The organism is Delftia sp. PX-1, assembly GCF_055797465.1.
On record NZ_CP184763.1, the window covers coordinates 132,266 to 158,689 of the forward strand.

25 protein-coding genes are annotated in these 26,424 nt (G+C 68.8%); 19 read left to right on the forward strand and 6 right to left on the reverse strand.

What is annotated here, in order from left to right:
* Positions 1-202: 202 nt before the first annotated feature.
* The 9 genes from ACN20X_RS00595 (at position 203) to ACN20X_RS00635 (ending at position 8,605) form a co-directional block, all read left to right on the forward strand.
* Positions 203-1,672 carry an efflux transporter outer membrane subunit gene (locus tag ACN20X_RS00595; RefSeq protein ID WP_046982603.1) on the forward strand — a complete coding sequence of 490 codons (1,470 nt, stop codon included), beginning with the start codon at positions 203-205 and terminating at the stop codon, positions 1,670-1,672.
* Positions 1,669-2,823 (forward strand): ABC transporter permease, encoded by a 1,155-nt coding sequence (locus ACN20X_RS00600; RefSeq protein WP_016447361.1) that lies wholly within the window; start codon positions 1,669-1,671, stop codon positions 2,821-2,823. Before ACN20X_RS00595 ends, ACN20X_RS00600 begins: the two co-directional genes overlap by 4 nt.
* Positions 2,824-2,838: 15 nt before the next feature.
* A complete protein-coding gene (locus ACN20X_RS00605) occupies positions 2,839-3,597 on the forward strand; it encodes an ABC transporter ATP-binding protein (RefSeq protein WP_016447362.1) in 759 nt (252 codons plus the stop codon).
* Positions 3,594-4,538, forward strand: a complete 945-nt coding sequence (locus ACN20X_RS00610; RefSeq protein ID WP_473210180.1) for an HlyD family secretion protein — start codon at positions 3,594-3,596, stop codon at positions 4,536-4,538. Before ACN20X_RS00605 ends, ACN20X_RS00610 begins: the two co-directional genes overlap by 4 nt.
* The gene (locus ACN20X_RS00615) at positions 4,531-5,235 is read left to right on the forward strand and encodes an MtnX-like HAD-IB family phosphatase (protein ID WP_461608699.1); all 705 of its coding nucleotides are present in this window, start codon (positions 4,531-4,533) and stop codon (positions 5,233-5,235) included. Before ACN20X_RS00610 ends, ACN20X_RS00615 begins: the two co-directional genes overlap by 8 nt.
* A gap of 174 nt (positions 5,236-5,409) precedes the next feature.
* A complete protein-coding gene (locus tag ACN20X_RS00620) occupies positions 5,410-6,351 on the forward strand; it encodes an alpha/beta hydrolase (RefSeq protein WP_016452235.1) in 942 nt (313 codons plus the stop codon).
* Complete coding sequence (locus ACN20X_RS00625; protein WP_473210181.1) at positions 6,341-6,709, forward strand: DMT family transporter; 369 nt, start codon at positions 6,341-6,343, stop codon at positions 6,707-6,709. Before ACN20X_RS00620 ends, ACN20X_RS00625 begins: the two co-directional genes overlap by 11 nt.
* 179 nt (positions 6,710-6,888) lie before the next feature.
* Positions 6,889-7,383 carry a DMT family transporter gene (locus tag ACN20X_RS00630; RefSeq protein ID WP_016447366.1) on the forward strand — a complete coding sequence of 165 codons (495 nt, stop codon included), beginning with the start codon at positions 6,889-6,891 and terminating at the stop codon, positions 7,381-7,383.
* Positions 7,376-8,605 carry a DegT/DnrJ/EryC1/StrS family aminotransferase gene (locus ACN20X_RS00635; RefSeq protein ID WP_061287505.1) on the forward strand — a complete coding sequence of 410 codons (1,230 nt, stop codon included), beginning with the start codon at positions 7,376-7,378 and terminating at the stop codon, positions 8,603-8,605. Before ACN20X_RS00630 ends, ACN20X_RS00635 begins: the two co-directional genes overlap by 8 nt.
* 36 nt (positions 8,606-8,641) lie before the next feature.
* On the opposite strand, the gene ACN20X_RS00640 is transcribed toward ACN20X_RS00635, so the two are convergent.
* The 3 genes from ACN20X_RS00640 to ACN20X_RS00650 are packed head-to-tail and all read right to left on the reverse strand — an operon-like array spanning position 8,642 to position 11,983.
* Positions 8,642-9,547: an arginase family protein gene (locus ACN20X_RS00640; protein ID WP_473210182.1), complete on the reverse strand. Its 906-nt coding sequence runs from the start codon at positions 9,545-9,547 to the stop codon at positions 8,642-8,644.
* On the reverse strand, positions 9,529-10,602 hold the full coding sequence (locus ACN20X_RS00645; protein ID WP_473210183.1) for a GNAT family N-acetyltransferase: 1,074 nt from the start codon (positions 10,600-10,602) through the stop codon (positions 9,529-9,531). The genes ACN20X_RS00640 and ACN20X_RS00645 overlap by 19 nt, the downstream gene beginning before the upstream one ends.
* A 7-nt stretch (positions 10,603-10,609) precedes the next feature.
* Complete coding sequence (locus ACN20X_RS00650) at positions 10,610-11,983, reverse strand: aspartate aminotransferase family protein (RefSeq protein ID WP_016452231.1); 1,374 nt, start codon at positions 11,981-11,983, stop codon at positions 10,610-10,612.
* A 280-nt stretch (positions 11,984-12,263) separates the two neighbouring features.
* Between ACN20X_RS00650 and ACN20X_RS00655 the strand changes: the two genes are divergently transcribed.
* From ACN20X_RS00655 to ACN20X_RS00675, 5 genes are all read left to right on the forward strand, one after another.
* Entirely contained in the window at positions 12,264-14,669 is a 2,406-nt protein-coding gene (locus tag ACN20X_RS00655) for a TonB-dependent hemoglobin/transferrin/lactoferrin family receptor (RefSeq protein ID WP_473210184.1), read from the forward strand.
* A 172-nt stretch (positions 14,670-14,841) separates the two neighbouring features.
* A complete protein-coding gene (locus ACN20X_RS00660) occupies positions 14,842-15,330 on the forward strand; it encodes an EF-hand domain-containing protein (protein ID WP_012202078.1) in 489 nt (162 codons plus the stop codon).
* Between the two features lie 6 nt (positions 15,331-15,336).
* Positions 15,337-16,146, forward strand: coding sequence for a DUF4198 domain-containing protein (locus tag ACN20X_RS00665; RefSeq protein WP_016452229.1), 810 nt, complete (start codon positions 15,337-15,339; stop codon positions 16,144-16,146).
* An 80-nt stretch (positions 16,147-16,226) separates the two neighbouring features.
* Positions 16,227-16,589, forward strand: a complete 363-nt coding sequence (locus tag ACN20X_RS00670; RefSeq protein ID WP_016452228.1) for a type II toxin-antitoxin system RelE/ParE family toxin — start codon at positions 16,227-16,229, stop codon at positions 16,587-16,589.
* Positions 16,589-16,909, forward strand: a complete 321-nt coding sequence (locus ACN20X_RS00675) for a helix-turn-helix domain-containing protein (RefSeq protein WP_016452227.1) — start codon at positions 16,589-16,591, stop codon at positions 16,907-16,909. The genes ACN20X_RS00670 and ACN20X_RS00675 overlap by 1 nt, the downstream gene beginning before the upstream one ends.
* 7 nt (positions 16,910-16,916) lie before the next feature.
* Here the strand turns inward: ACN20X_RS00675 and ACN20X_RS00680 are convergent, their stop codons facing one another.
* The 3 genes from ACN20X_RS00680 to ACN20X_RS00690 all read right to left on the reverse strand — a co-directional run bounded on the left by ACN20X_RS00680 (position 16,917) and on the right by ACN20X_RS00690 (position 21,486).
* Positions 16,917-18,848: a RecQ family ATP-dependent DNA helicase gene (locus ACN20X_RS00680; RefSeq protein WP_017405658.1), complete on the reverse strand. Its 1,932-nt coding sequence runs from the start codon at positions 18,846-18,848 to the stop codon at positions 16,917-16,919.
* Positions 18,849-19,068: 220 nt separating this feature from the next.
* Positions 19,069-20,220: an acyl-CoA dehydrogenase family protein gene (locus ACN20X_RS00685; RefSeq protein WP_016452226.1), complete on the reverse strand. Its 1,152-nt coding sequence runs from the start codon at positions 20,218-20,220 to the stop codon at positions 19,069-19,071.
* 9 nt (positions 20,221-20,229) lie between these two features.
* Positions 20,230-21,486 (reverse strand): CaiB/BaiF CoA transferase family protein, encoded by a 1,257-nt coding sequence (locus ACN20X_RS00690; protein ID WP_016452225.1) that lies wholly within the window; start codon positions 21,484-21,486, stop codon positions 20,230-20,232.
* A 94-nt stretch (positions 21,487-21,580) separates the two neighbouring features.
* Between ACN20X_RS00690 and ACN20X_RS00695 the strand changes: the two genes are divergently transcribed.
* The 5 genes from ACN20X_RS00695 (at position 21,581) to hutC (ending at position 26,347) form a co-directional block, all read left to right on the forward strand.
* Positions 21,581-22,471 (forward strand): LysR substrate-binding domain-containing protein, encoded by an 891-nt coding sequence (locus tag ACN20X_RS00695; RefSeq protein WP_046240486.1) that lies wholly within the window; start codon positions 21,581-21,583, stop codon positions 22,469-22,471.
* A 272-nt stretch (positions 22,472-22,743) separates the two neighbouring features.
* Positions 22,744-23,718 (forward strand): ABC transporter substrate-binding protein, encoded by a 975-nt coding sequence (locus ACN20X_RS00700; protein WP_013800043.1) that lies wholly within the window; start codon positions 22,744-22,746, stop codon positions 23,716-23,718.
* Positions 23,719-23,736: 18 nt separating this feature from the next.
* Complete coding sequence (locus ACN20X_RS00705; RefSeq protein ID WP_016447378.1) at positions 23,737-24,621, forward strand: ABC transporter permease; 885 nt, start codon at positions 23,737-23,739, stop codon at positions 24,619-24,621.
* 149 nt (positions 24,622-24,770) lie between these two features.
* Complete coding sequence (locus tag ACN20X_RS00710) at positions 24,771-25,550, forward strand: ABC transporter ATP-binding protein (RefSeq protein ID WP_012202086.1); 780 nt, start codon at positions 24,771-24,773, stop codon at positions 25,548-25,550.
* 26 nt (positions 25,551-25,576) lie between these two features.
* Positions 25,577-26,347, forward strand: a complete 771-nt coding sequence (hutC, locus tag ACN20X_RS00715; protein WP_026062963.1) for a histidine utilization repressor — start codon at positions 25,577-25,579, stop codon at positions 26,345-26,347.
* The last annotated feature ends 77 nt before the right edge of the window (positions 26,348-26,424 follow it).

Below are 26,424 nucleotides of genomic sequence, written 5' to 3' on the forward strand. Positions count from 1 at the left end.
AATCTGGCGCGGTCCGCGACTGACTCCCGCCCGGGATGGGCAAGAGAGGCTTGCGCACGGCGCCGCGTTCTCCATGTTTCCTCCATAAAGCCTGCAACCTCGCGCAAGCTTGGCCGCGTCCAATGGCTATCCGGGGACATGGTTCCCTGGCCTCGTTTTCCCGGTCCTCCCCCTCGATCATCCCCTCCCGCCTGTCCATCCCGTGAACCACGCCGCCGCGACGCAACGCCTCTCCAGCCTGTGCCTGGGCGCCGCCCTGGCGCTGGCCGGCTGCTCATCGCCGCCCCCGGCACAGCTCGACGGCTCGGTGCCTGCGCAGTGGACACAGCCCCTGCCCGCCGCCGCGCCGGGCGCACCTGGCTCGGCCGCCGCACCCGACCTGCAGGGCTGGTGGAAGGCCTGGGGCGATGAATCCCTCAACACCCTGGTCGAGGAGGCGCTGGCCGCCAACCTCGATCTGTCCCAGGCCCAGTCGCGCCTGCGCCAGCAGCGGCTGCTGGCGGGCACGGCCGGCGCTGCCTTCCGGCCCGTGTTCACGGCCGGTGCGCGCACGCTGCAGGACATCGCAGCCATCGACTCGTATTTCCACGCCAGCATCGACGTGAGCTGGGACCTGGGCCTGTTCGGCGCCCGCGAGGCCGGCGAGCGCAATGCCGCAGCTGCCGTGCTCGATGCACGGGGCCGCCTGCAGGCAGCGCGCGTGGCCCTGGTGGCCGACGTGGTGCACCGCTACCTGGACATCCGCATGGCCCAGCGCCAGCTGGCCCTGATCGACGAGCAGGCGCAGCTGGATGCGCGTGCCCTGCAACTGGCCCAGGTGCGCCAGCAGCAGCGCCTGGGCACGGCCGAGGCCGTGCGCCAGCTGCAGCTGCAGGCCGGCCAGAGCGCTGCCCTGCGTGCGGGCCTGCGTGAAACCCAGGCCCGCAGCGCCCACATGCTGGCCGCACTGCTGGGCCGCACACGGCCCGATGCGCAATGGCTGCAGGCCGATGCGACAGCGCCGCTGCCTGGCCCGCAGGCGCTGGGCGTGGCGGTCCTTCCGGCCGACCTGCTGCGCACGCGCCCCGACATCCAGGTGGCGCAGGCCGGCGTGGAACGCGCCGCAGCCGAGCAGGGCATTGCGCAAGCGGCGCTGTACCCGCGCTTCGTGATCGGCGGCTCGCTGCTGTATTCGTTCAACATCACCCAGAACCTGCGCACGACGCAGGACAACGCGCCCACCTTCGGGCCGCAGATCGACATTCCCCTGTTCGACTGGGGCCGCCGCCGCTCGCAGGCCGATGCCAGCGAGCTGGCGCTGCAGGCTGCCATCCAGGGCTACCGCCAGAGCGTGCTGGACGGCGTGGCCGAGGTCGAGTCCGCACTGGCCGCCATCGGTGCCCAGCGCCAGCGCATTGCCGCGCTGCAGGACTCGCAGCAGGTGCTGGCCGAGCGCGAACGCGTGCAGCACCAGCGCCAGAAGCTGGGCCTGGACAGCGAGTTCGGTGGTCTGGCGTCCCGGCGCGCCGCATTGCAGGCGCGCAGCGAGCAGACCACCGCCCTGGCCGCCCATGCCCTGGCCTATGTGGCGCTGTACAAGGCCCTGGGCGGCGCGCCGCTGCCTGCCGAGGACAGGCCGGAGGACGATTCCGGCAACGGCCCTGCGCCCGTGGCTCAGGGGGCATCCTCATGATCGCGCTGGCGCGCAAGACGCTGGTGCACGAGTGGCGCCGGTTCATTCCCTCCGTCTTCGCGGTGGGCTTCTCCGGCGTGCTGCTGGCCATGCAGGCCGCGCTGGTGCTGGGCATCTTCGGATCGGCCGCGCTGTATGTGACGGCGTCCTCGGCCGATCTGTGGATCGGCTACCCGGGCACGCAGAGCGTGAATTTCGGCCGCACCATCGGCCGCGACGTGGACATGCGCCTGCGCATGGACCCGGACATCACTGCCGTCGAGCCCTACGTCTGGGTCGATGGCGACTGGCGCTCCAGCACGCCGGCCGGCGGCGCGGCCAGCGAACACGGCGGCGGCGTGTCGGTCTACCTGTCCGGCATTGCCACCGATGATGCCTCCATGCTGTTTTCCCGCGTGCTCCAACCCTGGCAGCGGCAGCGCCTGCGCGAACCCGGCGCCGTGATCGTGGACCGGGCCGACCTGCAGACGCTGGGCGCCAGCGAGGGTGGCGTGGCCTGGGTCAACAACCACCGCGTGCAGGTGGTGGCCGCCGTGGACGGGCTGCGCGGCCTGGGCGGCGTGAACGTGCTGGCCTCGCTGGCCACGGCGCGCGAGATTGCCGGTGACCCGGGCCAGGGCAGCACCTACTTCGTGGCGCGCGTGCGCCCCGGCGCCTCGGCCAAGGCCGTCCAGCAGCGCCTGAACCAGTCCACGCCCAGCTTCGGCCCCTACGAGGCATGGACAGCCAAGGAATTCGCGCGGCGCTCGCAGCGCTACTGGATGTTCGACACGGGCGCCGGCGCGGGCGTGCTGTTCATGGCCGTCATCGTCTGCCTGGTGGGCTCGGTGGTCACCAGCCAGTCGCTCAAGGCTGTGGTGGCTGCCTCGTCGCGCGAGTACGCCGTGCTCAACGCGCTGGGCGTGAGCCGCGCGGCCCTGGGCCGCGTGGTGGTGGAGCAGGCCTGCTGGATCGGCGGCCTGGGCTTCGTGATGGCCGCGCTGGCCAGCGCCGTGCTGCTGGCCGTGGCCACGGCCTACCGCGTGCCCGTGGCGCTGAACGCATCGGCCGTGCTGGCCTGTGCCGTGCTGGTGGCCGTGCTGTCCCTGCTGTCGGGCCTGGGCGCCATGCGCAGCCTGCTGCGCGCCGACCCGGCCACGCTGCTGCGCTGAAGACTTCCAGACACCATGAACGTGATGAATGCCTCTTCCCCCGCGCCCACGGCGGTGCCTCGCACGGCGCCCAGCCTGGAGGCCGTGCGGCTGTGCAAGTCCTTCCTGTCGGGCATGGTCAGCGTGCAGGTGCTGCAGGGCCTGTCGGTATCGCTGTACGCGGGCGAACTGAGCCTGATCTCTGGCCCTTCGGGCTGCGGCAAGAGCACCCTGCTGTCGCTGATGTCGGGCCTGCAGGCGCCGGACAGCGGCTACGCCATGGCGCTGGGCGAGGACCTGGGCAAGCTGGGCACGCGGGCGCTGGAGAAGTTTCGCCTGCGCCACACGGGCTTCGTCTTCCAGGGCTTCAACCTGTTCCCGGCACTGACGGCCATCGAGCAGGTGCAGCTGCCCCTGGGCTACATGGGCCTGCGCAGCGACGAGGCCCTGCGCCGCGCGCAGCAGGCGCTGGACGAGGTCGGCCTGTCCCACCGCGCCCACATGCGCCCGGCCGAGCTGTCGGGCGGCGAAAAGCAGCGCGTGGCCATTGCGCGCGCCATGGCCAAGGCGCCGCAGCTGCTGTTCGCCGACGAACCCACGAGTGCGCTGGATGCCGAAAGCGGCCAGCGCGTCATCGACATCCTGCACCGCGCGGCGCGCAACCATGGCACGACCGTGCTGTGCGTGAGCCATGACCCGCGCCTGGTGCGCCATGCCGACCGCGTGCTCGGCATGGAGGACGGCGCCATCCGCAGCGACTGGCGCCAGACCTCCCCGTTGAAGGAAAAACAATGAAGCACCCCCTGAGCGGCCTTGCCGCTTCCACTGCCGGACTGGCTGCGGCGCTGGCCGCCGCCGCGCTGCTGGCGGGCTGCGGTCCTTCGCACGATGCGCCCGCCAATGCGGGCCAGGCCAGCTCCAGGGCGCAGCAAAGCGGCCCGGCGGCAGTGGCCGTGGCGCGCGGCAAGATCGAGGTGGAAGGCGGACTGCTGGACCTGTCGCCCGCCGTGGCCGGCGTGGTGCAGCAGCTGTCCGTCAAGGAAGGCCAGTCCGTGCAGCGCGGCCAGCTGCTGCTGAGGCTGGCCGACGAGACGGGCCAGGCCGACCTGGCCGTGGCCGAGTCCGAGGCCCAGCTGGCCAAGGCCCGCCAGAAGGCACGCGCCGCGCGCCTGCCCCAGCTCAAGCAGACCCTGGCGCGCTGGCAGGCAGCGGCCCGCGAGGGCGCGGCCGACGCGCAGAACGTGGACGAGGCCGCGCAGGCACTGCGCGATGCCCAGGCCGAGATCGACGTGGCCGCGGCCGAGGCCCAGGTGGCACAGCGCAAGCTCGAACAATTGCGCGCCCAGCACAAGCGCCAGGAACTGCGCGCGCCCGAGGCCGGCACCGTGGTGCGCCTGGCCACCCACGCGGGCAGCCAGGCCGTGCCCGGCACGCCGGCCGTGGTGCTGCTGCCGCAGCGCCCGCTGCAGGTGCGCGCCGAAATCAACGAAAGCTTCGCCGCCGCCGTGCGCGAAGGCATGCGGGCCACGGTGACGCTGGACGCCGATGGCGCCGCACAGCAGCAGCTGCCCTCGGCACGCGTGCTGCGCATCAGCCCCGTCTATGGCACGGCGCGGCTGCAGGACGACCAGCAGCGCGGGCCGGTGCGTGTCATCGAATGTGTGCTGGTCTTCGAGCAAGCTCCCGCCGCCGCCGTGCGCGTGGGCCAAAACGTAAGGGTGCAGTTCCATGAATAAGCGCATTCCCCTGTATCTGGACACCGCCGCGCCCGGCTGGATGGTGCAAAGCGATTTCGACGGCACGATCAGCCTGCTGGACGTGACCGACACCCTGCTCAACCGCTTCGGCAAGCCCGGCTGGCAGGAGCTGGAAGACGCCTGGGAGCGCGGCGAGATCGGCTCGCGCGAATGCATGAAGGGCCAGGTCGCGCTGCTGGACATGGACGAGGCCGAGCTGCGCGCCCACCTGGACACCATCGAGATCGATCCCGGCTTCGCCGGCTTCGTGGCAGCCGCCCAGGCCCACGGCATGGTGGTGCAGGTGGTCAGCGACGGCATCGACTACGCCATACGCCATGTGCTGGAGCGCCATGGCCTGGGCCATCTGCAGGTCATCGCCAACCGCCTGGTGCAGACCGGCGAGCGCAGCTGGCGCCTGGACTCGCCCTGGGCCAGCGCGCAGTGCGCGCGCGCCAGCGGCAACTGCAAGTGCGAGCGCCTGGCCGAGCAGCAGGCCCAGCATGGCCGCGTGCTCTATGTGGGCGACAGCACCTCGGACTTCTGCGTCTCGGGCCGCGCCGACTTCGTGCTGGCCAAGTACAAGCTGATCGCCCACTGCGAAAGCCGGGGCATCGCCCATGCGCCCTTCGAGCATTTCGAGCAGGCCACGGCCTTGCTCGACAAGGTGGTCCTGGGCCTGGAGGCGCTGGCATGACGTACCACCCCCTGAGTCGCTTCGCGCCTTCCCGTTGCACGGCGCCCCCCAAGGGGGACGACACCTTCGGTGCGGGGCGGCGCGGCCGGCCAAGGCCCTTCCTTGGTGTCTCTGGCTTCAGGGCACGCCAGTTTCATGGACAGAGGGCGACGCGCAGCGTCATGGAAAATTGACATGAATTTGAGTGATGGGCTCTCCCTGGTTCAGCGCAGCGAGCCTGCCACGGGGCTGGAAAGCGTCTGCGTGACCGAGCATGAATTCGTCATGCCCGGCACGGGCGCGGCCGCGCGCACCGGCGTGCTGCTGGTGCACGGGCTCACGGGCACGCCGGCCGAGATGCGTCTGCTGGCCAAGGGGCTGAACAAGCAGGGCTTCACCGTCTATGCGGTCCAGCTGGCCGGCCATTGCGGCAGCATGGAAGATCTCGTGGACACGCGCTGGACCGACTGGCTGGCCAGCGTGGAAGGCGGCCTGCAGCGGCTGTCGCAGCATGTGGACCATGTGGTGGTCGGCGGCCTGTCCATGGGCGCCGTGCTCTCGCTGGCCGTGGCCCAGCGTCATCCCGACAAGGTGGACGGCGTCTGCGCCCTGTCCACCACCTTCCGCTACGACGGCTGGAGCATCCCCTTCTACACGCGCCTGGCCTTTTTGCTGCCGCTGTTCCGCGCGCTGGGCATTGGCCGCCGCAGCGTGTTCATGGAGCAGCCGCCCTACGGCATCAAGGACGAGGCCCTGCGCGCACGCGTGGTCGAGCAGATGCATTCGGGCGACAGCGCGGCGGCCGGCCTGCCGGGCAATCCCTGGTGGTCCATCATCGAGCTGCGCCGCCTCTCGGCCCACGTGCTGGCGCGCCTGCCCCAGCTGCGCTCGCCCTGCCTGGTCATCCATGCGCGCAACGACGACATCTCGTCGGTGGCCAACGCCCACGACATCGTGCACGGCGCCAGCCAGGCCCATGTCGAGCTGGTGCTGCTGGACAACAGCTACCACATGGTCACCATCGACCGCGACCGCCGCACCGTGATCGCGCGCACCACCGAGTTCGTGGCGCGCATCGCCAGCGGCGCCGCCCCCCGCGAAGGCCGGGCTGTGGAGGCTGCACCGCATGGGCAGTGATCTCTCGCCGCTGGTGATCACGCTGTGGGTGCTGAACGTGCTGGTGGACAGCGGCGGCCAGCTGGCCTTCAAGGCCGCCGCCAGCCAGCCCGGTGATCTGGACGGACTGGCGCGCTGGCGCTTCATGGCCTCCAGGCCCTGGCTGTGGCTGGGCGTGGGCTGCTATGTGGCCGAGTTCGTGCTGTGGCTGGCCTTTCTCTCGCTGGTGCCGCTGTCCGAAGGTGTGCTGCTGGGCTCCATCAACATCGTGGCCATCATGATCGCGGGCCGGCTGCTGTTTGCCGAGAAGCTGGCACCCATACGCGTGGCAGGCATCGTTCTGGTGTCCATAGGCGTCGCCATCGTGGGCCTGCATTGAGATGAAACAGCACCCCCTGAGTCGCTTCGCGCCTTCCCCCGTGTGCACGGCGCCCTCTCTCGCTTCGCGGGAGGGGGACGACACCCTCGGTGCGGGGCGGCCCTTCCTCGGTGTCCCTGGCTTTGGGGCTCGCCAGTTTCATACGATGCGGGCGGCGCGCAGCCCCGTGAATAACTGAGATGAAACGTTTCTATTTCATTGGCTTTCTGGTGCTCATGGCCTTCGACACGCTGGCCCAGCTGAGCTTCAAGCAGGCCGGCAATGCGGCGCTGCCGCTGGAGTTCTCGGTGGACTGGCTGGCGCGCGTGTTCGGCCAGCCCTGGATCTATGGCGCCTTCGTGGGTTACATCGGCGCCTTTTTCTCGTGGATGACCTTGCTCAAGCGCGCGCCCATCGGCCCGGCCTTTGCGGCATCGCACCTGGAGATTCTTTCCGTGCTGGCGCTGTCGTACTGGCTGTTCGACGAGCGCATAGGCATGCCCCAGATCATCGGCTGCCTGTTCATCGTGGCCGGCATCGCCTGCCTGGCGGTCAGCGAGACGCAGGAGGCCGAGGGGCCCGGCGCAGACGACGACACGCCGGGCCATGCGGGCGGCAATCCGGGCGCGGGCTCGGCCAGCGCGGGCGCCGCGCATCTGGCGGCATCGGCCGAGCACGGCACGCGCCATGGCTGAACGCATGCTGCCGCCCACGGCAGGCCTGCCGCTGCGCGCGGCCGACCTGCTGCCCTGGGGCGATGCAGACCTGGCGACGGCGCTGGCACAGTGGCTGGGCGTGCCCGCCGTGCAGCTTGAATGCTCTGGCACCTCGGCGCTGATGGTGGCGCTGCAGACCCTGCGCCGCCTGGCGCCGGGCCGCAGCGAAGTCATCGCCCCCGCCTATACCTGCCCGCTGGTGGCCCTGGCCGTGGCGCACTGCGGCCTGCAACTGCGCCTGTGCGATCTGCATCCCGACACGCTGGACATGGACCCCACGCGCCTGCGCGCCCTGTGCAGCGAACGCACCCTGGCCGTGCTGCCCACGCATCTGTGCGGCCGCGTGGCCGACGTGGCCACGGCCGTGGACTGCGCGCGCGCCGTGGGCGCCTGGGTGGTGGAGGACGCGGCCCAGGCCCTGGGCGCACGCCTGCGCGGCGAGCCCGTGGGCTGGCAGGGCGATGTGGGCTTCTACAGCCTGGCCGTGGGCAAGGGCCTGACCACCTTCGAGGGCGGCGTGCTGCTGGCGCGCGACCCCGCGCTGCGCGAGGCACTGCGCGAGACACATGCAGCCAGCGTGCGCCAGGACCGGGGCTGGGAGTTGCGCCGCAGCCTGGAGCTGCTGGGCTATGCGGCGCTGTACCGCCCCGCCGGGCTGGACCTGGCCTATGGCCGCCCCCTGCGCGATGCGCTGTCGCGCAGCGACTGGGTGCAGGCCGCCGGCGATGATTTCGACGACGCCATTGCCCGCCATGAACTGGGCACCTGGCGCCGCCGCGTGGGCCGGCGCGCACTGGCGCGGCTGGCGGACTTCCAGCAGCAACTGCAGCGCCAGGCGCGTGAGCGCGGCGCCTGGCTGTCGGCCATCGATGGCATCGAGGTGGTGGGCGACACCGTGCCGGGCGCGCAAGGCGTCTGGCCCGTGCTGCTGCTGCGCCTGCGCGATGCCGCCACGCGCGATGCGCTGCTGCGCGCGCAATGGGGGCGGGGCTGGGGTTTGTCGCTGCCCTTCGTGCATGTGCTGCCCGACTATGGCCGCTACGACCATGTGCTGGGCCTGGCACGCCAGGACGTGGTGGACCAGGGGCGCGACTGGGCGCAGCGCCTGGTGGCCGTGGGCAACAGCCTGTGGTTCGACGACGCGCGCTTTGGCGATCTGGTCCAGGTGCTGGAAAGCGCCACGAAGCAGGCCGCCGCCTGACCTCGCAGCCCCGGTCGCCGCAGCCCCGGTGGGGCCTCAGCCGGCCTGCTGCAGACGCTCCACCAGGCGCTCGTTGAACGCATGCTGGCCCAGTTGCCAGGTGGCCAGCGTCTGCGCGCCGATCTGCGTGTCCTGGCCGTCACCCGCGCTCATCCAGCGCTTCCACCAGGTCGCGTAGCGCCAGGAAGACACATCGCCCGTGATGTCGCTGCCCACGATCTGGCCGGACAGCGCGCCAATGATGTCCATGGCTTCGCTCTCCAGCATGCGGCCCTGGTCCCAGTTGGTGCGCACCACCTCGGGCGCGAACACGTCCTTGTCGATGCTCAGGTAGGTGGGCTGGGCCTGCTCGCGCAGCATGCGCGCCAGCGTGCGCGACAGCTCGGCCACGCTGGCAAAGCTGCGAAAGGCCGAGTCCACGCCCAGGCGGCGCGCCCAGCCCGTGTCCACGCCCGCGCTCCAGTAGCTCAGGCGGCCGGCGCGCAGCGGCGTGAGGTAGTTCTCCCAGGCGTGCGCGCGGCCAATGTCGCCGGAGGTGATGCCGGCCACGTGCACATGCGAGACGGCCGGATGCAGGGCCACGCGGCGCACCCAGGAGCCGCAGTGCACGCCCCAGGGAAAGCGCATGTTGTCGGGGTGGTTGTCCAGCACGACCACGCGCAGCGGCCGGCCTGAGGACAGGGCCCGCGCCGCGATGCAGCGCTCGATCAGCGGCCAGCTCAGATGGTGGAAGTCGCCGCTGCCCATGAGGGCCGTGCCATGCGCGGCGGGCAGCTGCGCATCGAGCGCCGCGCGGAACCGCGCGAAGCGCCGCAGGCCGCAGCCGAAGCGCACCTGCTCCTGCCAGTCCTGCAGCTGCAGGCGCAGCTCGCCGGGCAAGGTCCCCACCGAGCCATCCACATCCAGCACGACCGGCTGGGCATTCAGTTCTGTTCGCTCCATTGGCGATCGCTTTCGAAGTGGCCGGCAAAGCGCCGGCCCAGTGCGCGCAGCAGCGGATTGCGGATGAAGACCGCATGCTGCGTGAAGGTGAAGCTGGCGCCCAGCTGGGCCTTGACCTCGGGATCGGTCCAGCCGGCCACGTAGTGGCTCAGGCCGCGTTCGATGGCGTATTCGAGGTTGACCATCCAGCTCACGAAGTAGAGGTTGGCCTCGCGTGCGGCCGGGTAGGACAGGCCGATGTACTTGTCGATCAGCTTGCCGCCGTGCTCGAAGCACAGGTTCCAGCCCAGCAGCGCGCCGGGCGTGCCGTCGTCCTGCAGCGCGCGGTACTCGAAGACGAGGCCGCCGTTGCCTGCATCGCGCAGCACGGCCGCGAAGAAATCGCGCGTGAGTTTGTCGAAGTGGATCTCGCTTTGCGCATACACCGCATCGAACAGCGCGTAGTAGGCATCGACCCGGGCGTCATCGGCAAAGGCCGCGCCCGTGGAAATGCGCTGCACCTGCAGCTGCGCGCGGCTTTTGAGCTTGCGGCGCAGGTTCTGGCGGCGGCTCCTGGACAGGCGCGCAAGGTACTCGTCCAGGCTGGAAAAGTCGATGGGCACATGGGCCAGGGCCTGGCCTTCGACCAGGATGAAGCCCGCATCGGCCAGGGCCTGCGCCAGCGCCCGTACGTGGGCGTTGTCGGCGTCCGGCAGCAGCGGTGAATCCTGGGGCAGGTCCTTGACGATGGTCAGCAAGCGCCGGCCTGCGCGCGCGCGCAGCGCGGCAGCCTGCTGGGCGGCAGGGGTGCCCATGGGCAGCACGGCGTACTCGCTGACCGTGGTGCCCACGAAGTCGGTGGACAGGCGCAGCCGGCGCGACAGCCAGCCGCCACCGGGCAACGACAAAAGACGCGCCTTGAGCGCGTCGTCCGCCGTGGTCAGAAGATCGAAGGGCGCCGTGAAGGCCGGCGCCGGCCAGTCCTGCAGCAGTGCGAAGCCCTCGGGAGGATGGGCCGCGAACTGCGCGAGCAGGCCTGGGGGTTCGAGCTGGTTGTGCAGGCGCTCTGCGGGCATCGCGCCTTCAGGCCGCCTTGGCTTTCGTGAGCAACTGGTCCAGCAGGACCATGGCCTCGTCGATCTCGGGGCGCGAGATCATCAGCGAGGGCGCGAAGGTGATCACGTTCTTGTAGTAGCCGCCCACGTCCAGCACCAGGCCGCGCTTGCTGCCCTTGTATTCCAGGCCGCCTTCGAGTCCGATGTCCACCATCTTGTCCAGCAGCGCCTTGTTGGGCGTGAAGCCGTCCTCGGTGCAGATCTCGGCGCGCAGCGCCAGGCCCAGGCCGTCCACATCGCCGATTTCCTTGTGGCGCTTTTGCAGCTCCTTGAGGCCTTCGAGGAAGTAGGCGCCCGATTCGCGCACCTGGCGGCCGAAGTCCATCTCGTGGGTCATCTTCATGACTTCGAGGCCCAGGGCCGTGCCCAGCGGGTTGGAGGCGAAGGTGGAGTGCGTCGATCCCGGCGGGAAGATGGTGGGGTTGATCAGCTCCTCGCGCGCCCACAGGCCCGACAGGGCGTTGAGGCCGTTGGTCAGCGCCTTGGCGAAGACCAGCACGTCGGGCTTGACGCCGAAGTTCTCCACCGACCACAGCGTGCCGGTGCGCCAGAAACCCATCTGGATTTCATCGACCACCATCAGCACGCCGTGGTCGTCCAGCACCTTCTTGAGGCCCTTGAAGAAATTGGGCGGCGGCACGACGTAGCCGCCCGTGCCCTGGATGGGTTCCACGTAGAAGGCCGCGTACTCGCACTGGTTGGTCTTGGGGTCCCAGATGGCGTGGTACTCGTTCTCGAACTTGCGCGCGAATTCCCGGACGATGGAGTCCGCGTATTCCTCGGACGTCATGCCCTTGGGGCGGCGGAACGGGTAGGGGAAGGGGATGAACTGCGCGCGGTCGCCGAAGTGGCCGTAGCGGCGGCGGTAGCGGTAGCTGGAGGTGATGCTGGAGGCGCCCAGCGTGCGGCCGTGGTAGCCGCCCTCGAAGGCGAACATCAGGCTCTTGCCACCGCTGGCATTGCGCACGACCTTGAGCGAGTCCTCGATGGCCTGGGCGCCGCCCACGTTGAAGTGCACGCGGCCGGCATGGCCCCACTTGCGCTCCGCATCCTGGGCGATGAACTTGGCCAGCTCGATCTTGGTCGGGTGCAGGTACTGGCTGGCGACCTGGGGCAGGGTCTGCAGCTGCTCGATCATCTTCTGCTCGAGGCGCTTGTTCTTGTAGCCGAAGTTCACGGCCGAATACCACATCTGCAGATCGAGGTAGGGCGTGCCGGCCTCGTCGTACATGTAGCTGCCTTCGCAGCCCGAAAAGATCTTGGGGGGATTGACGTAGTGGACGGTATCCCCGAACGAGCAGTACTTGGCTTCGTCGGCCAGGAGTTGGGCGTTATTGGTCACAGCAAAGGGCTCCAGATATTCAGCCGCCGCAGTGTGAGCGGGCAATCTTGCTGCGCTGTCGAGTCTTTGTGTGGGGTTTGTGGAGGAGGTCCGCGCGGGACCGTGATCTGTCCCTGTGACGTAAATGATACAAAACAAATGATAATCATTATCAATTGATGGGAGAATCGCGGAAAGCCAGCAGGAAGAAATCACACCCGGGGGGAATCAATGGTCTCGCAAGAGCACTCCGCGAAGAGGTCGGCAGCTAGCCAGCAACCCTCGTTCCCCGATTCCTGCCATGGCTCCATCTTCACGCTCCTGCGCCCCTGTCTCCCTTTTCTGGAACCCCTGCGCTGCGCCGGCCTTGCGGCCCAGCCTGCTGGCCGTGGCCGTGCAGGCCGCCGTGATCGGCCTGGCCACGTCCGGCGCCTGGGCCCAGCCCCGGCCTCAGGCCCTGGACGATGAGGCCCGGCTGATGGCGCAGGCACCCACCAAGGCACTGGCCCAGGTCGACGTGGTCGACACGGCCGAGCCCGCGCAGCGAACCCCGGGCGCCTCCACCACCGTCAGCGGCCCGGCGCTGGAGCAGGCCGGCAGCATGGCCGACGTGGTGCGCTACCAGCCCCTGGTCTCCGCGCCGGGCACGGCCTCGGGCACCAGCCGCAACCGCAGCAGCTTCGACCGCTCGGGCACCACGGGCTACAACATCCGCGGCATCGAGGGCAACCGCATCGGCATGGATGTGGACGGCGTCGAGATGCCCGACGCCACCACGCGCCCCTATGTGAGCCGTGTCGGCGCCAACACCTTCGGCGTGGGCCGCGACTTCATCGATCCGGAAATGTTCTCGGGCGTGGACATCCACTCCGGCACCACCACGGCGCGGCGCGCGGCCGGTGGCATCGGCGGCTCGGTGGGCTTTCGCACCAAGTCCGCCGAGGACTACCTGGTGGGCGGCAAGACCTCCTACCTGGGCAGCAAGATCGGCCACGACACGGCCGACCGCTCCTGGAACGAGAGCTTCACGGCCGCTGGCCGCTCGGGCGATCTCGACGGCCTGATCGCCTACTCGCGCCGCGACGGCCACGAGACGCGCAACCACAGCGCCATCGTCAACAGCTATCCCGACGACTGGAACTCCAACGCGCTGCTGCTCAAGGGCGGCCTGCGCATCAACCCGGCCCACCGCCTGGTGCTGTCGGCCGACCTGTATCGCCGCAAGAACGACACCTCCTTCCATGGCTGGGACACCACCAACACCAGCATCACCGAAAGCTCGCGCCAGAACAGCGACACCAGCCGCAACACGCTGCAGCTGCAGCACCTGTGGACCCCGGCCGGCGCCTGGGTGGACCAGCTGGACACGCGGCTGTACTTCCAGAACACAGACACCAACGACGTCACAGACACCACCACGCTGGCCACGGGCGCCAAGGTGCACAACGTCTCGGGCAACGAGACGCGCACCTGGGGTTTCTCGAGCACGGGCGACAAGCGCATCGACCGCCACCGCCTGAGCTTTGGCGTCAATGCCTCGACCCAGGACACGGAGCGCCCCTGGGCCGTGTCCGGCAGCATGAAGCCCCAGCCCGACACCACCACCCGCCGCTACGGCGCCTTCCTGCAGGACGAGATCAGCTTCCAGGCCGGCGGCCGCCGCCTGGCGCTGATTCCCGCGCTGCGCGTGGACCGCGTGGAGATCAAGACGCGCGACCTGGACAACTTCGTCTCGGGCGTGCTCACGGCCGCCGATGTGGAAAAGATTTACGGCGGCACGCGCGGCAACACCATCCTCAGCCCCAGCCTGGCCCTGGTCTATGACCTCACGCCCACGTTCAGCGCCTATGCCCAGTTCAAGCGCAGCGGGCGAGCGCCCTCGGCCGGCGAGATCTTCGGCTCGTGGAACATGGCCAGCAACTACAACGCGGCAGGCCAGTACGCCCTGGTGGGCAACCCCAACCTGAAGGAGGAAAGCAGCAATGCCTTCGACTTCGGCCTCAAGGGTTCGCCCACGCCGGGCGTAACCTTCAACAGCTCGGTCTTCTATACCAGGTACTCCGACTTCATCGCCTACACGCGCTACCTGCGCGCGGGCCGTCCCGACCTGTTCGTCAACGTGCCCGCCCACATCGGCACCATCTACCAGGCCGAGAACCGCGACAGCGCAAAGATCTACGGCTTCGAGGCCAGCGCGCGCCTGGACCACGGCCAGTGGATGCCCGCCGCCAGGGGCCTGTACTCCACCTGGGCGCTGGGCATCAGCCGCGGCACCTCCAAGTCCTACTACGCAGGCGACAAGGATGTGCCGCTGGACAGCGTGCTGCCGCGCAAGGCCATCGTCGGCGTGGGCTATGACGCACCGGCCCGGCAATGGGGCCTGAACCTGACCGGCACCTTCGTCGCGGGCAAGCAGGCCGTGGCCACCAACCGCGACAGCTACCAGAACGCGGGCACCGGCCTGACCGACTCGACCACCGAGCTGTTCCGCGTGCCCGGCTATGCCATCTTCGACCTGGCCGGCTACTGGCAGGTCGCAAAGAACGTGCGCCTGAACGCCGGCATCTACAACCTGGGCGACAAGCGCTACTGGGACTATTCCAGCACCCGCAGCCTGCAGCCCGGCGTGGCGCGCGACCGCCGCGACATCGAGCTGCTGAGCAACCCGGGCCGCACCTTCGCCGTGTCCATGAACGTTGCGTTCTGAGCACCCTGCGCACCATGCCATTGCATCCACGCCACCTTCACTTGCCGCGTGGCGCGGATCCGAGGAGTTTCTCCAGGGGCCGGCCGGCCTTCCCTACAGCGGCGGTGTCGGCCGGAAAGCCTCCACCACCATCGCAGCCGCCGCTGTATCTGCCTACTTCAGGAGTCGTTTCATGATCGAGTTCTCTCTGTCCCACCGCATGCTGGCCGCTGCCGGCCTGGCGGCCCTGCTCACCGCCTGCGCATCGCCCACGGCACCGTCCGCCAGCGGCCCAGCCCAGCCTGCTGGCGGGCATGGCCAGTCTGCCTTCATGGGCAGCTACGACGCCAACCGTGATGGCGTGGTCACGCGCCAGGAGTACGACACCGTGCGCAAGCAGCGCTTCCTGGCCGGCGACACCAATGGCGACGGCTGGCTCAGCGAGAAGGAGTACGTGGACGAGTTCGAGGCCCGCCTCAAGCAGCAGTACGCGGGCCGCCAGCCCGACGAGCGCTATGCCCAGTCCATGAAGCAGGCCCATGTGCGCTTCGGCATCGTGGACAGGAACCGCGACGGCAAATACACCGTGGAAGAAGACATGGCCATCGCCGAACGCAGCTTCAAGGAAGCCGACGTCAATGCCGATGGCGTCGTGGACAAGAACGACGTCAAGAAGCCCTGAGCGGACATGGCCAAAACCCCATCCAAGCGATTGGCCTGGTGGCTGCCGCTGCTGTCGGCCGTGTGCATTTCCGCCCAGGCCCACACGCCCTACCTGCTGCCCACCAGCTTCGAGGCCCAGCCCCGGGCCGTCATCAGCGTGGACGCCAGCTTTGCCGACAAGTTCTTCATCCCCGAAGTGGCTTTTGGCGAAACGCGCTTCACCGTGACGGCGCCCGATGGCTCGGTCACGCCCATGGCCGATGTGCGCCAGTTCAAGACCCGCACCGTGGCCGAGCACCAATTGCCCGACGAGAAAGGCACCTACCGCGTGAGCACCGGCCCGCGCCTGGGCGCCATCTTCCGTTCGTGGGAGCGCAACGGCAAGGTCGAGACCGCGCGTGATCCCGCCACGCCCACGCCGGCCGATGCCAGGCTGCTGAGCCACTACCAGTCGCTGTCGGTCTCCGAGACCTACATCACGGTGGGCAAGCCCAGCCGGGCCGCGCTCGCGCCCTCAGGCAAGGGCCTGGAGATCGTGCCCGTCACGCATCCGGCCGACCTGTTCGCGGGCGAGAAGTTCGACTTCACCGTGCAATACGACGGCAAGCCGCTGGCCGCGCAGAAGGTGGAAATCTTCCGCTCGGCCATGGACCTGGCCAGCCAGCACAGCGTGGACGCGCTGACCACCGATGGCCAGGGCCGCATCTCCTACGCCCTGCCCAAGTCCGGCATCTACCTGGCCCTGGTGCGCTACCGCGCCGACGCCCCCGCCGGCGCCGCCGCGCCGCAGTACGGCAACAACTACACGCTGACCTTCAGGGTGCTGGCGCAGTGATGAAGAGAGCCCGCTGATGCGGGTTCTTCTTTTTGCTGGATGCAAGCATGGAGAAATTTATATCTGAACGGATATAATTCATGACGAACCAACGCAAACTGCTGTACTGGGAAGGCTCATCGAAGAAGGACTTCAAGGACTTCCCCATCGGCGTTCAGAAGGATATGGGCGTGGCGCTGTTCGTTGTCCAGTTGGGCGGCATGCCGAACTCGGCCAAGCCGTGGAAAGGGCTGGGCCCAGGCGTATATGAGTTGGTCGAAGACCACAGGGGAGACGCTTTCCGTGCCGTCTACAGTGTCCGTATCGGCGACGCCGTCCATGTGCTCCATGCGTTTCAGAAAAAATCAAAATCCGGCATTGCCACGCCGCAGCCTGATGTGGATCTGATCGAGAAGCGTTTGAAGTCCGTACTGGCCCGCCATGGCGCGGGCGGGAGAACATGATGCATCGCCAGGATTCTTCGCAGGGAACAGCCAATGTGCTGGTCGATCTGGGCTTCGAGGACGCACAGGAACTGTCGGCCAAAACCGTGCTGGCCATGAAGCTCAACGAGCTGATGGACAAGCGCGGGCTCAGTCAGACCGAGGCTGCAGGCATTACGGGCATGACGCAGCCCAAGATTTCCCAGGTCCGGCGCTACAAGCTGCAGAACATCTCTCTGGAGCGCCTGATGCAGGCGCTGGTGTCGCTGGACCAGCAGGTCGAGATCGTCGTGCGGCCTGCGCGCCGTGCGCACGCGGCCGGCATCACGGTGGCGCCCTGAACCTCACTCAACCCGTGGCCACCACCCGCAGCACCTCGGCGCCATAGGCGTCCAGCTTCTTGGCGCCCATGCCGCTGATGCCCTGCAGGTCGTCCAGCGAGGCCGGGTTGCGCTCGGCAATGGCGGCCAGCGTGGCGTCGTGGAAGATCACATAGGCCGGCAGGTTGTGCTCGCGCGCGACCTCGGCGCGCCAGGCCTTGAGGTTGATGAAGCGCACCTGGGCATCAGGCCCCAGGCTGGCGGCGGCCGCGTTGGGCTGGGTGGCGCGCTTGGAGGTGCGCGTGCGCGGCGCTGCGACGGCCTCGCGCAGCTGTACCTGGACATTGCCGCGCAGCACTTCGCGCGAGCCTTCGGCCAGGCACAGGGTGTCGAAGCTGTGGCCGCTGTTCTCGCTGGTGATCTTGTGCAGGCCCAGGGCGCCGGTGGCCAGCAGCTGGCGCATCACGCCGCGCAGCTGGGGCTCGCTGTAGTCCTTGCCCAGGCCGAAGGTGGAGATCTTCTCGTGCCCGTACTGGCGCACCTTCTCGGTGTCCTTGCCGCGCAGCACGTCCATGATGTGGCCCGCGCCAAAGGTCAGCTGGCTGGCCTCGTGCACGCGGTAGATGGTGGACAGCAGCTTGCGCGCGGCGTCCGTTCCATCCCACAGGGCCGGGGGCTCCAGGCAGTTGTCGCAGTTGCCGCAGGCGGTCTTTGCCACGCGCTGCAGCGGCCGGCCTTCAATGTCCGTCTCTGCGTCTTCTCCCGGTGCGCCCAGGCCGTACTGCTCGCCGAAGTAGGCCAGCAGCCGCACGCGGCGGCAGTCCGTGGCCTCGGCCAGGCCCAGCAGGGCATCGAGCTTGCCGCGCATGACCTGCTTGAAGGTGTCCTCGGCCGGGCTTTCGTCGATCATGCGGCGCTGGTTGACCACGTCGGACAGGCCGTAGGCCATCCAGGCATCGGCGGGCAGCCCGTCGCGGCCTGCGCGGCCGGTTTCCTGGTAGTAGCCCTCGATGTTCTTGGGCATGTCCACGTGCGCCACGAAGCGCACATCGGGCTTGTTGATGCCCATGCCGAAGGCGATAGTGGCCACGATGACGATGCCGTCCTCGCGCAGGAAGCGGTCCTGGTGCAGCTGGCGCGTCTCGAAGGGCAGGCCCGCGTGGTAGGGCAGGGCGGGCACGCCGGCCTGGCTCAGCGTCTGGGCCAGCTCCTCCACGCGCTTGCGCGACTGGCAATAGACCACGCCGGCCTCGCCCTCGTGCTCGCGCTCGATGAAGCGCAGCAGCTGGTTGCTGACGTCCTTCTTCTCGGCGATGCGGTAGCGGATGTTGGGGCGGTCGAAGCTGCTGACGAAATGCCGTGCGCTCTCCAGCTGCAGCCGCTCGACGATGTCGGCGCGCGTCAGCGCATCGGCCGTGGCCGTGAGCGCAATGCGCGGCACGCCCGCATAGCGTTCGTGCAGCACGCTCAGCGCGCGGTATTCGGGCCGGAAGTCATGGCCCCACTGGCTCACGCAGTGGGCCTCGTCGATGGCGAACAGCGACAGCTTGCCCTGGGCATGCAGGTCGTCGAGCAGGCCCAGGAAGCGCGGCGTGTTCAGGCGCTCGGGCGCGGCATACAGCAATGTGATGTCGCCGCTTTGCAGGCGCCATTCGACTTCCTGCGTCTCGTCATAGGACAGCGTGGAGTTCAGGTAGGCGGCGCTGACACCGGCCTCGTGCAGCGCGCCCACCTGGTCGTGCATCAGCGCGATCAGCGGCGACACCACCACCGCCACGCCGTGGCCCTGCTGCTGGCGCACGATGGCCGGCACCTGGTAGCACAGGCTCTTGCCGCCGCCCGTGGGCATGAGCACCAGCGCATCGCCGCCGGCGACCACATGCGAGACGATGGCTTCCTGCGGACCGCGGAATTGTTCGTAGCCGAACACGGCTTGCAGGACGGAATGCGCGGCGGACAACGGAGGCTTCTTTCGGCAGGGGCGGCTGGCGCGGGAGGGGGCGGGATGCGGGCGCTTCCCGCAACAAATGCGCTGCGGCCCGAAGGCCGCAACAGCCGCCATTTTGCGCCCCCTCGCAAGGTCCAGGGAAGACCTGGGGTTTGAACCGCTCTGCATCAACGGCCTTTTCCGGGCGCGAGGGTGCCATTTTCAGATTTCTCCTAGCCACCCGCTGCTGCATTCAGCTGCCGCCCAGCACCCCGCGCGCAATGATGCTGCGCTGCACTTCGGACGAGCCCTCGTAGATGCGCAGGATGCGCGCATCGCGCACCAGGCGCTCCAGCGGCATTTCGCGCGTGTAGCCGTAGCCGCCGTGGATCTGCAGGGCTTCGTCGGTGACGAAGCCCACCATTTCGGATGCATGGAGCTTGGCCATGGCCGAGTGCTGGGTGAAGGGCTGGCCGGCCTGGCGCAAGGCCAGGGCCTGCATGGTCAGTGCCCACGATGCCTCCAGGCGCAGCTTCATGTCTGCCAGCTTCCACTGGATGCCCTGTTTCGTGGCCAGCGGCTCGCCGCCGACCAGGCGCTGATTGGCCCATTGCGCGGCGGCGGCCAGGGCGGCCTCGGCCACGCCCAGGGCGGTGGCCGCCACGTCCAGGCGGCTGTTGTCCAGCACCTTCATGGCCGTCTTGAAGCCCGTGCCCTCGGCGCCCAGCCGGTGGCTGGCAGGCACGCGCACGCCGTCCAGCGAGACCTCGAAGGCATGGCCGCCACGGATGCCCATGAGCTTTTCGGGCGCCGAGACCTGGATGCCGGGCAGATCGCGCGGCACGATGAAGGCGCTGACGCCGCGTGCACCGGCCTCCATATCGGTCTTGGCGAAGACGACCATGAAGCGCGCCTCGGCGGCGTTGGAGATGAAGTGCTTGACGCCCGTGATGAGATAGTCGTCCCCATCGCGCACGGCGCGCGTGCGCATGTCGGCCGGGTGGGAGCCGCCGCGCGGCTCGGTCAGCGCAAAGGCCGCCAGCCATTGGCCGCTGGCGCAGCGCGGCAGCCACTGCTGGCGCTGGGCGTCGTCGCCGCCGATGAGCACGGCGTCCGTGCCCAGGTAGTGGGCGCCGATCATGGACGAGGTGGCCGCGCAGGCGCGCGAGATGGCCACCAGGGACAGCAGCATGGCCGTGGGCGTGACGCCGGGGCCGCCCAGGGCCTCGGGCAGATTCATGCCCATCACGCCCAGGGCCGCCAGGCCCGGCACATGGCAGGTGGCGGACAGCGCCTCTTCGTCCATGCGCTGCGCCAGCGGGGCGAGTGCGTCGTCGGCAAAGCGGGCCACGGCATCGGCAATCGCGTGGTCGTCGGCGGTGGTGCCCAGTCGTTGGAAGTTCATGTCGGTTGCTCAATGTGATGGGGAAGAGGGGGCTGCGCCTGCGGTGCCCAGGGCACCGGATGCGCGCAGCGCGGCAATCGCTTCGGTGCCCCGGCCCAGCCACTGCGAGAGCAGGGCGTCGGTGTGTTCGCCCAGGGCCGGTGCGCGCTCGGCGCGGTTGGGTGCGGCGCCGCTGAAATGCACGGGCTGGGTGGGCAGGCGCAGGCCGGGCAGGCGCTCGTCGTGCACCGCGCCGAGCAGGCCGCGCGCCTGGCTCTGGGGCGACTCCAGCGCCTGGGCAATGTTCCAGATGGGCGCGGCGGGCACGCCCGCTGCATCCAGCGCGGCCACCACCTGCGCCACTTCATGCCGGCCGGCCCAGGCCTCGATGGCCTCGCGCAGCGCGGGTTCGTGGGCCGAGCGTGATTCGTCGCTGGCAAAGCGCGGGTCGCCGGCCAGGCTGCCCAGCTCCATGGCCTGCAGGGCGGCAGCGAACAGCTTGTTGTTGAGCACGGCCAGCGCGAAGTGGCCATCGCCTGCGCGGTACACGCCGAAGGGGGCCGACAGCGGATGGCGGTTGCCCACGCGGCGCGCGGGCCGGCCCGTGAACAGGTAGCGCGCCACCGAGGTGGCCAGAAAACTCAGCGTGGTGTCGAACATGGCCACGTCCACCTGCTGGCCCTGCCCGGTGGCGCGGGCCTGCAGCAGCGCGGCCAGCGTGGCCCAGGAGGCGAACAGGCCGGCCACCACGTCGCTGACGGCCTCGCCCACGACGGTGGGCGCGCCATCGGGCTCGCCCGTGGCCTCCATGAGGCCGCTCATGGCCTGCACGATGATGTCGTAGGCCGGCCGGTGGGCCAGCGGCCCGGTCTGGCCGAAGCCCGAGACGCTGACATAGACCAGGCGCGGATTGAGCGCCCGCAACTGGCTTGCGCCGATGCCCAGGCGCTCGGCCACGCCGGGGCGGAAGTTCTCCACCACCACGTCGGCCTGGGCGGCCATCTCGCGGACCAGGGCCACGGCCTCGGGGTGCTTGAGGTCCAGCACCAGGCTTTGCTTGTTGCGGTTCATCACCGTGAACAGCGCGCTTTCGCCGTTGTTCATGGGGCCGATGGCGCGGTAGTCGTCGCCCTGCGGCGGCTCGATCTTGACGACCTCGGCGCCCAGGTCGGCCAGCAGGGCCGTGGACAGCGGCCCGGCCAGCACGCGCGTGAAGTCGAGAATGCGCACGCCGTCCAGCGGGCGGGCGGTACTGGCAGGGGCGGGGGGCGAGGCGGATTCGGTCATTGATGCAGCCATGGACAGGTGGTGGATGGCTGCATGCTGCCCCGCAATTGAATCAATGGAAAATATTCAATCCTGATGCAATGCATTCAAAAAGATGATCCATATCAGCCTCCGGCAGCTTGAGTACTTCGTGGCCGCTGCACGCCATGGCAGTGCGGCGCGCGCGGCAGAAGCCATCGGCGTGTCCCAGCCGTCCATCTCCAAGGCGATTGCCGACCTGGAGGCGCAGTGGGGCGAGGCGCTGTTCGTGCGCCGCCATGCCAGGGGGCTGGATCTCACGGCGGCCGGCGCGGTGCGCAGCCGCGATGCCCAGGCGCTGCTGGACGGCGCACGCAGCCTGCAGGGGCCGCGCACGGCGGCGGTGGCGGGCGTGCTGCGCCTGGGCTTTCTGAGCACGCTGGGCGCGCGCTGGGTGCCGGCGCTGCTGGCGCAGATGCAGCGCCGCCATCCCGGCATTGCACTGGAGCTGGTGGAGGGCGATATCGCCTCGCTCACGCAGCAGGTGGAGCGCGGCGAGCTCGATGCGGCCCTGCAGTACAACACGGGCCTGGCGCGTCCCCGCATGGAGCTGCTGCCCGTGGCGGCGTTGCCGCCCTATGTGCTGCTGCCGCATCGCCATGCGCTGGCGGCCAGGACCAGCGTGAGCCTGGCCGAAGTGGCGGCCCACCCGCTGGTGCTGATCAACCTGCCGCACAGCCGCGAGTATTTCCTGTCGCTGTTCCGCGAGGCCGGCGTGACGCCGCTGGTGGCCCATGAGTTCGCCTCCATCGAGATGCTGCGCTCCATGGTGGCCAATGGCCACGGCCTGAGCGTGCTGACCACGCGACCGGTGGTGGACCGCGCCCACGATGGCCAGCGCCTGGCCTGCCGCCGCATCCGGGGCCGCGTGGCCCCCCAGCCTGTGGTGCTGGCCGTGCCGGCGGGCAATGCCTCGCCGCTGATTGCACCTTTTTTGAAGGTGGCGCGGGCTGTGATTGCACCGTAGCGGCGCGCCGTGCGGTGGCCTGCACCACGGTGGTGAATCGCGACCAGGGACTTTCCCCAGCTTGTATGGACAAGATGGGTTGGCACGGTGCTTGCTCTCGCTCTCTGTGTTGACCGCAGATGGATGCAGGTTTCCGCCCTTGCCAGGTTTGCCGGGTAATCCTGTATATACATGTTTGGTCGGCAAAAACACACTTCGGGCTTCCGCACCGGTCTGCCCGCGGACCCCGAAACTGCCATTGCCAACTTGCTTTCCCGACCGAGGAGTGCCACATGAGTTCGATCCCCACGTTCCGCCGCCTGCCCCTGGGGCCGCTGGCCGCCGCCCTCTGCCTTGCCGCCGCACTGCAGCCCGCTGCCGCGCAGGAGACCAAGATCACCCTGGGCATGTCGGGCTGGACCGGCTTCGCGCCGCTGACCCTGGCCGACAAGGCCGGCATCTTCAAGAAGAACGGCCTGGCGGTGGACCTGAAGATGATTCCGCAGAAGGACCGCCACCTGGCCCTGGCCTCGGGCGCCATCCAGTGCGCGGCCACCACCATCGAGACGCATGTGGCCTGGAACACCAACGGCGTGCCCATCGTGCAGATCTTCCAGATGGACAAGTCCTATGGCGCCGACGGCATTGCCGTGCGCAATGACGTCAAGGGCTTTGCCGACCTCAAGGGCAAGACCGTGGCCGTGAGCGCGCCGGGCACGGCGCCGTACTTCGGCCTGGCCTGGATGCTGCACAAGAACGGCATGACCATGAAGGATGTGAAGACCGTCTCCCTGGAGCCCCAGCCCGCGGCCCAGGCCTTCGTGGCCGGCCAGAACGATGCGGCCATGAGCTACGAGCCCTACCTGTCCACCATCCGCGCCAACCCGGCGGCGGGCAAGATCCTGGCCACCACCATCGACTACCCCATGGTCATGGACACCGTGGGCTGCGATCCCAAGTGGCTCAAGGCCAACGCGGCCGCCGCCAAGGCCCTGGCCCAGTCGTATTTCGATGCGGTGGCCATGATCGAGGCCGACAAGACCAAGTCCTTCGAGATCATGGGCACGGCCGTCAAGCAAAGCGGCGAGCAGTTCGGCAAGTCGGCCTCCTACCTCAAGTGGTCCGACAAGGAAGCCAACCAGAAATTCTTCGCCAACGAGCTGGTGCCGTTCATGAAGGAATCGGCCGTGATCCTCAAGGAGGCCGGCATCATCCGCTCCATCCCCGAGAACTATGGCGTGATGTACGACGCCAGCTTCATCCAGTAAGCCCGCCAGGGGATGACCATGCAAGCCGCATCCACTTCCGCAGTCCAGCCGGCTAACAAGCCCATGACCCACGCCACACCGCACGCTCCCGCGCCCGCCGCGGCGCCAGCCCCCGTCCGCCGCCGCCGCATGGCGCCGCTGGAGCCCGTCAGCCCCACGGCCAAGTGGGTGCTGGGTGTGGCCTTCTTCGTGCTGTTCTTTCTCGTCTGGGCGGCTGTGACGCTGGGCGGCTTCGTCTCCCCGACTTTCCTGGCCAGCCCCATGACCATGGCGCGCGAGGGCGTGCTGCTGTTCACCGAGTACGGCTTCCTGCACGACATCGGCATGACGGTCTGGCGCGTGATGGGCGGCTTCATCCTGGCCTCGGTCGTGGCCGTGCCCCTGGGCATCGCCATGGGCGCCTGGAAGCCGGTCGAGGCCTTCTTCGAGCCCTTCGTGTCGTTCTGCCGCTACCTGCCGGCCTCGGCCTTCATCCCGCTGCTGATCCTGTGGGCCGGCGTGGGCGAGACGCAGAAGCTGCTGGTCATCTTCATCGGCTCGGTGTTCCAGATCACGCTGATGGTGGCCGTGACCGTGGGCGGCGCACGCAAGGACCTGGTGGAGGCCGCCTACACGCTGGGCGCCTCCAACACCGGCGTGGTGCGCCGCGTGCTGATCCCGGGCGCCGCGCCCGGCATTGCCGAGACGCTGCGCCTGGTGCTGGGCTGGGCCTGGACCTATGTGATCGTGGCCGAGCTGATCGGCTCGTCCTCGGGCATCGGCCACATGATCACCGACAGCCAGGCGCTGCTGAACACGGGCCAGATCATCTTCGGCATCATCGTGATCGGCCTCATCGGCCTGGTGTCCGATTTCATCTTCAAATCGCTGAACCGTCGCATGTTCGAGTGGAGCACCCTGTGAAAAGGATCTACCCCCTGAGCGGCTGCGCCGCTTCCCCCTTGAAGGGGGACGACACCCTCGGTGCGGGGCGGCCCTTCCTCGGTGTCTCTGAGGTGAGTCGCGCCGGTTGCAGCCGCCGTGAATATTGACAAGCGCCCTGGAGAATCGTGATGAATCTTTTGTCCATTCAAGGTGTTTCGCGCACCTTCACCAGCCACAAGGGCACGAGCACGCAGGCCTTGTTGCCTGTGGATTTCGAGGTCCGCGAGAACGACTTCGTCACCATCCTCGGCCCTTCGGGCTGCGGCAAGTCCACCATGCTGCGCATTGCGGCGGGGCTGGATTTCCCGACCACGGGCCAGGTGCTGCTGGACGGCCGCGCCGTGGACGGGCCGGGCGCCGACCGGGGCATGGTGTTCCAGAGCTACACGCTGTTCCCGTGGCTGACGGTGGCCCAGAACATCCGCTTCGGCCTGCGCGAGAAGGGCGTGAGCGAGGCGCTGCAAAAGGAGCGCAGCGACTACTTCATCGCCAAGGTGGGGCTGCGCGGCTTCGAGAACCACTTTCCCAAGCAGCTGTCGGGCGGCATGCAGCAGCGCACGGCCATTGCGCGCGCGCTGGCCAACGATCCCAAGATCCTGCTCATGGACGAGCCCTTCGGCGCACTCGACAACCAGACCCGCGTGCTCATGCAGGAGCTGCTGCTGGGCATCTGGGAGGCCGAGCGCAAGACCGTGATGTTCGTCACCCACGACATCGACGAGGCCATCTTCATGGCCAACCGCGTGGCCGTGTTCAGCGCGCGGCCGGGCCGCATCAAGGCCGACATCCCCGTGAACCTGCCGCATCCGCGCCACTACACGGTCAAGACATCGCCCGAGTTCATGGAGCTGAAAGCCCGGCTGACCGAAGAGATTCGCGCAGAGTCGCTGGCCGCTGCTGCACACTGACGCTTTTCATGACCACTGCCCACACCATGTCTTCCCGCTCCACGGCTTCTCGTCTTTCCGCAACGACGGCGGAGGTGCCCATGGCCCTGTACCAGCAGGTCAAGGACCATGTGATGCGCAAGATCGCCGATGGCTCGCTGTCGGCCGGCGAGCGCGTGCCGTCCGAGCAGGAGCTGGTGCAGGAGTTCGGCGTGGCCCGCATGACGGCCAACCGCGCGCTGCGCGAGCTGGCCGAGCAGGGCGTGATCGTGCGGGTGGCGGGCGTGGGCTCGTTCGTGGCCGAGGAAAAGCCGCAGTCCACGCTGCTGCGCATCGCCAACATCGCCGAGGAAATCCGCCAGCGCGGCCATGACCACCGCTTCGAGCTGATCAGCGTGCGCCGCGAGTCGGCCTCGCCCGAGGCGGCGGCTTCGCTGCAGCTGTCCGCCGGCAGCTCGGTGTTCCACCTGCAGGGCGTGCATTTCGAGAACGACGTGCCCGTGCAGCTGGAAGACCGCCATGTGAACCCGCGCATGGCGCCGGACTTCATGGAGCAGGACTTCTCGCTGATCCAGCCTTCGGTGTACCTGGTGCGCAACGTGCCCTTCGACCAGATCGAGCATGTGGTGGACGCCATGCTGCCCACGCCCGAGCAGGCACGCTGGCTGCAGATGGAGACCGACCAGCCCTGCCTGACGCTGACGCGCCGCACCTGGTACCTGGGCACGCCCGTGACCTGGGTGCACTGCGTGCATCCGGGCATGCGCTACCGGCTGGGCAGCCGCTTTCGCACCGACGGCGGATCGCACGACGGCTGAGGCCTGAAAGGCGGGGTTCCCGCTCTTGCGCTGTTCCGCTTCGATTGATATTGTATAGACAGGCATAGACATCCATC

What these genes read in the sequence shown, in the direction of transcription:
- ACN20X_RS00660 (WP_012202078.1), top strand. Translation starts at nt 14,842, where the DNA reads ATGATCGAGTTCTCTCTGTCCCACCGCATGCTGGCCGCTGCCGGCCTG.
- ACN20X_RS00640 (WP_473210182.1), bottom strand. Translation starts at nt 9,547, where the DNA reads ATGGAGCGAACAGAACTGAATGCCCAGCCGGTCGTGCTGGATGTGGAT.
- ACN20X_RS00610 (WP_473210180.1), top strand. Translation starts at nt 3,594, where the DNA reads ATGAAGCACCCCCTGAGCGGCCTTGCCGCTTCCACTGCCGGACTGGCT.
- ACN20X_RS00700 (WP_013800043.1), top strand. Translation starts at nt 22,744, where the DNA reads ATGAGTTCGATCCCCACGTTCCGCCGCCTGCCCCTGGGGCCGCTGGCC.
- ACN20X_RS00690 (WP_016452225.1), bottom strand. Translation starts at nt 21,486, where the DNA reads ATGACCGAATCCGCCTCGCCCCCCGCCCCTGCCAGTACCGCCCGCCCG.
- ACN20X_RS00670 (WP_016452228.1), top strand. Translation starts at nt 16,227, where the DNA reads ATGACGAACCAACGCAAACTGCTGTACTGGGAAGGCTCATCGAAGAAG.
- ACN20X_RS00600 (WP_016447361.1), top strand. Translation starts at nt 1,669, where the DNA reads ATGATCGCGCTGGCGCGCAAGACGCTGGTGCACGAGTGGCGCCGGTTC.
- ACN20X_RS00705 (WP_016447378.1), top strand. Translation starts at nt 23,737, where the DNA reads ATGCAAGCCGCATCCACTTCCGCAGTCCAGCCGGCTAACAAGCCCATG.
- hutC (WP_026062963.1), top strand. Translation starts at nt 25,577, where the DNA reads ATGTCTTCCCGCTCCACGGCTTCTCGTCTTTCCGCAACGACGGCGGAG.
- ACN20X_RS00710 (WP_012202086.1), top strand. Translation starts at nt 24,771, where the DNA reads ATGAATCTTTTGTCCATTCAAGGTGTTTCGCGCACCTTCACCAGCCAC.
- ACN20X_RS00655 (WP_473210184.1), top strand. Translation starts at nt 12,264, where the DNA reads ATGGCTCCATCTTCACGCTCCTGCGCCCCTGTCTCCCTTTTCTGGAAC.
- ACN20X_RS00620 (WP_016452235.1), top strand. Translation starts at nt 5,410, where the DNA reads ATGAATTTGAGTGATGGGCTCTCCCTGGTTCAGCGCAGCGAGCCTGCC.
- ACN20X_RS00645 (WP_473210183.1), bottom strand. Translation starts at nt 10,602, where the DNA reads ATGCCCGCAGAGCGCCTGCACAACCAGCTCGAACCCCCAGGCCTGCTC.
- ACN20X_RS00615 (WP_461608699.1), top strand. Translation starts at nt 4,531, where the DNA reads ATGAATAAGCGCATTCCCCTGTATCTGGACACCGCCGCGCCCGGCTGG.
- ACN20X_RS00625 (WP_473210181.1), top strand. Translation starts at nt 6,341, where the DNA reads ATGGGCAGTGATCTCTCGCCGCTGGTGATCACGCTGTGGGTGCTGAAC.
- ACN20X_RS00695 (WP_046240486.1), top strand. Translation starts at nt 21,581, where the DNA reads ATGATCCATATCAGCCTCCGGCAGCTTGAGTACTTCGTGGCCGCTGCA.
- ACN20X_RS00685 (WP_016452226.1), bottom strand. Translation starts at nt 20,220, where the DNA reads ATGAACTTCCAACGACTGGGCACCACCGCCGACGACCACGCGATTGCC.
- ACN20X_RS00665 (WP_016452229.1), top strand. Translation starts at nt 15,337, where the DNA reads ATGGCCAAAACCCCATCCAAGCGATTGGCCTGGTGGCTGCCGCTGCTG.
- ACN20X_RS00605 (WP_016447362.1), top strand. Translation starts at nt 2,839, where the DNA reads ATGAACGTGATGAATGCCTCTTCCCCCGCGCCCACGGCGGTGCCTCGC.
- ACN20X_RS00675 (WP_016452227.1), top strand. Translation starts at nt 16,589, where the DNA reads ATGCATCGCCAGGATTCTTCGCAGGGAACAGCCAATGTGCTGGTCGAT.
- ACN20X_RS00635 (WP_061287505.1), top strand. Translation starts at nt 7,376, where the DNA reads ATGGCTGAACGCATGCTGCCGCCCACGGCAGGCCTGCCGCTGCGCGCG.
- ACN20X_RS00630 (WP_016447366.1), top strand. Translation starts at nt 6,889, where the DNA reads ATGAAACGTTTCTATTTCATTGGCTTTCTGGTGCTCATGGCCTTCGAC.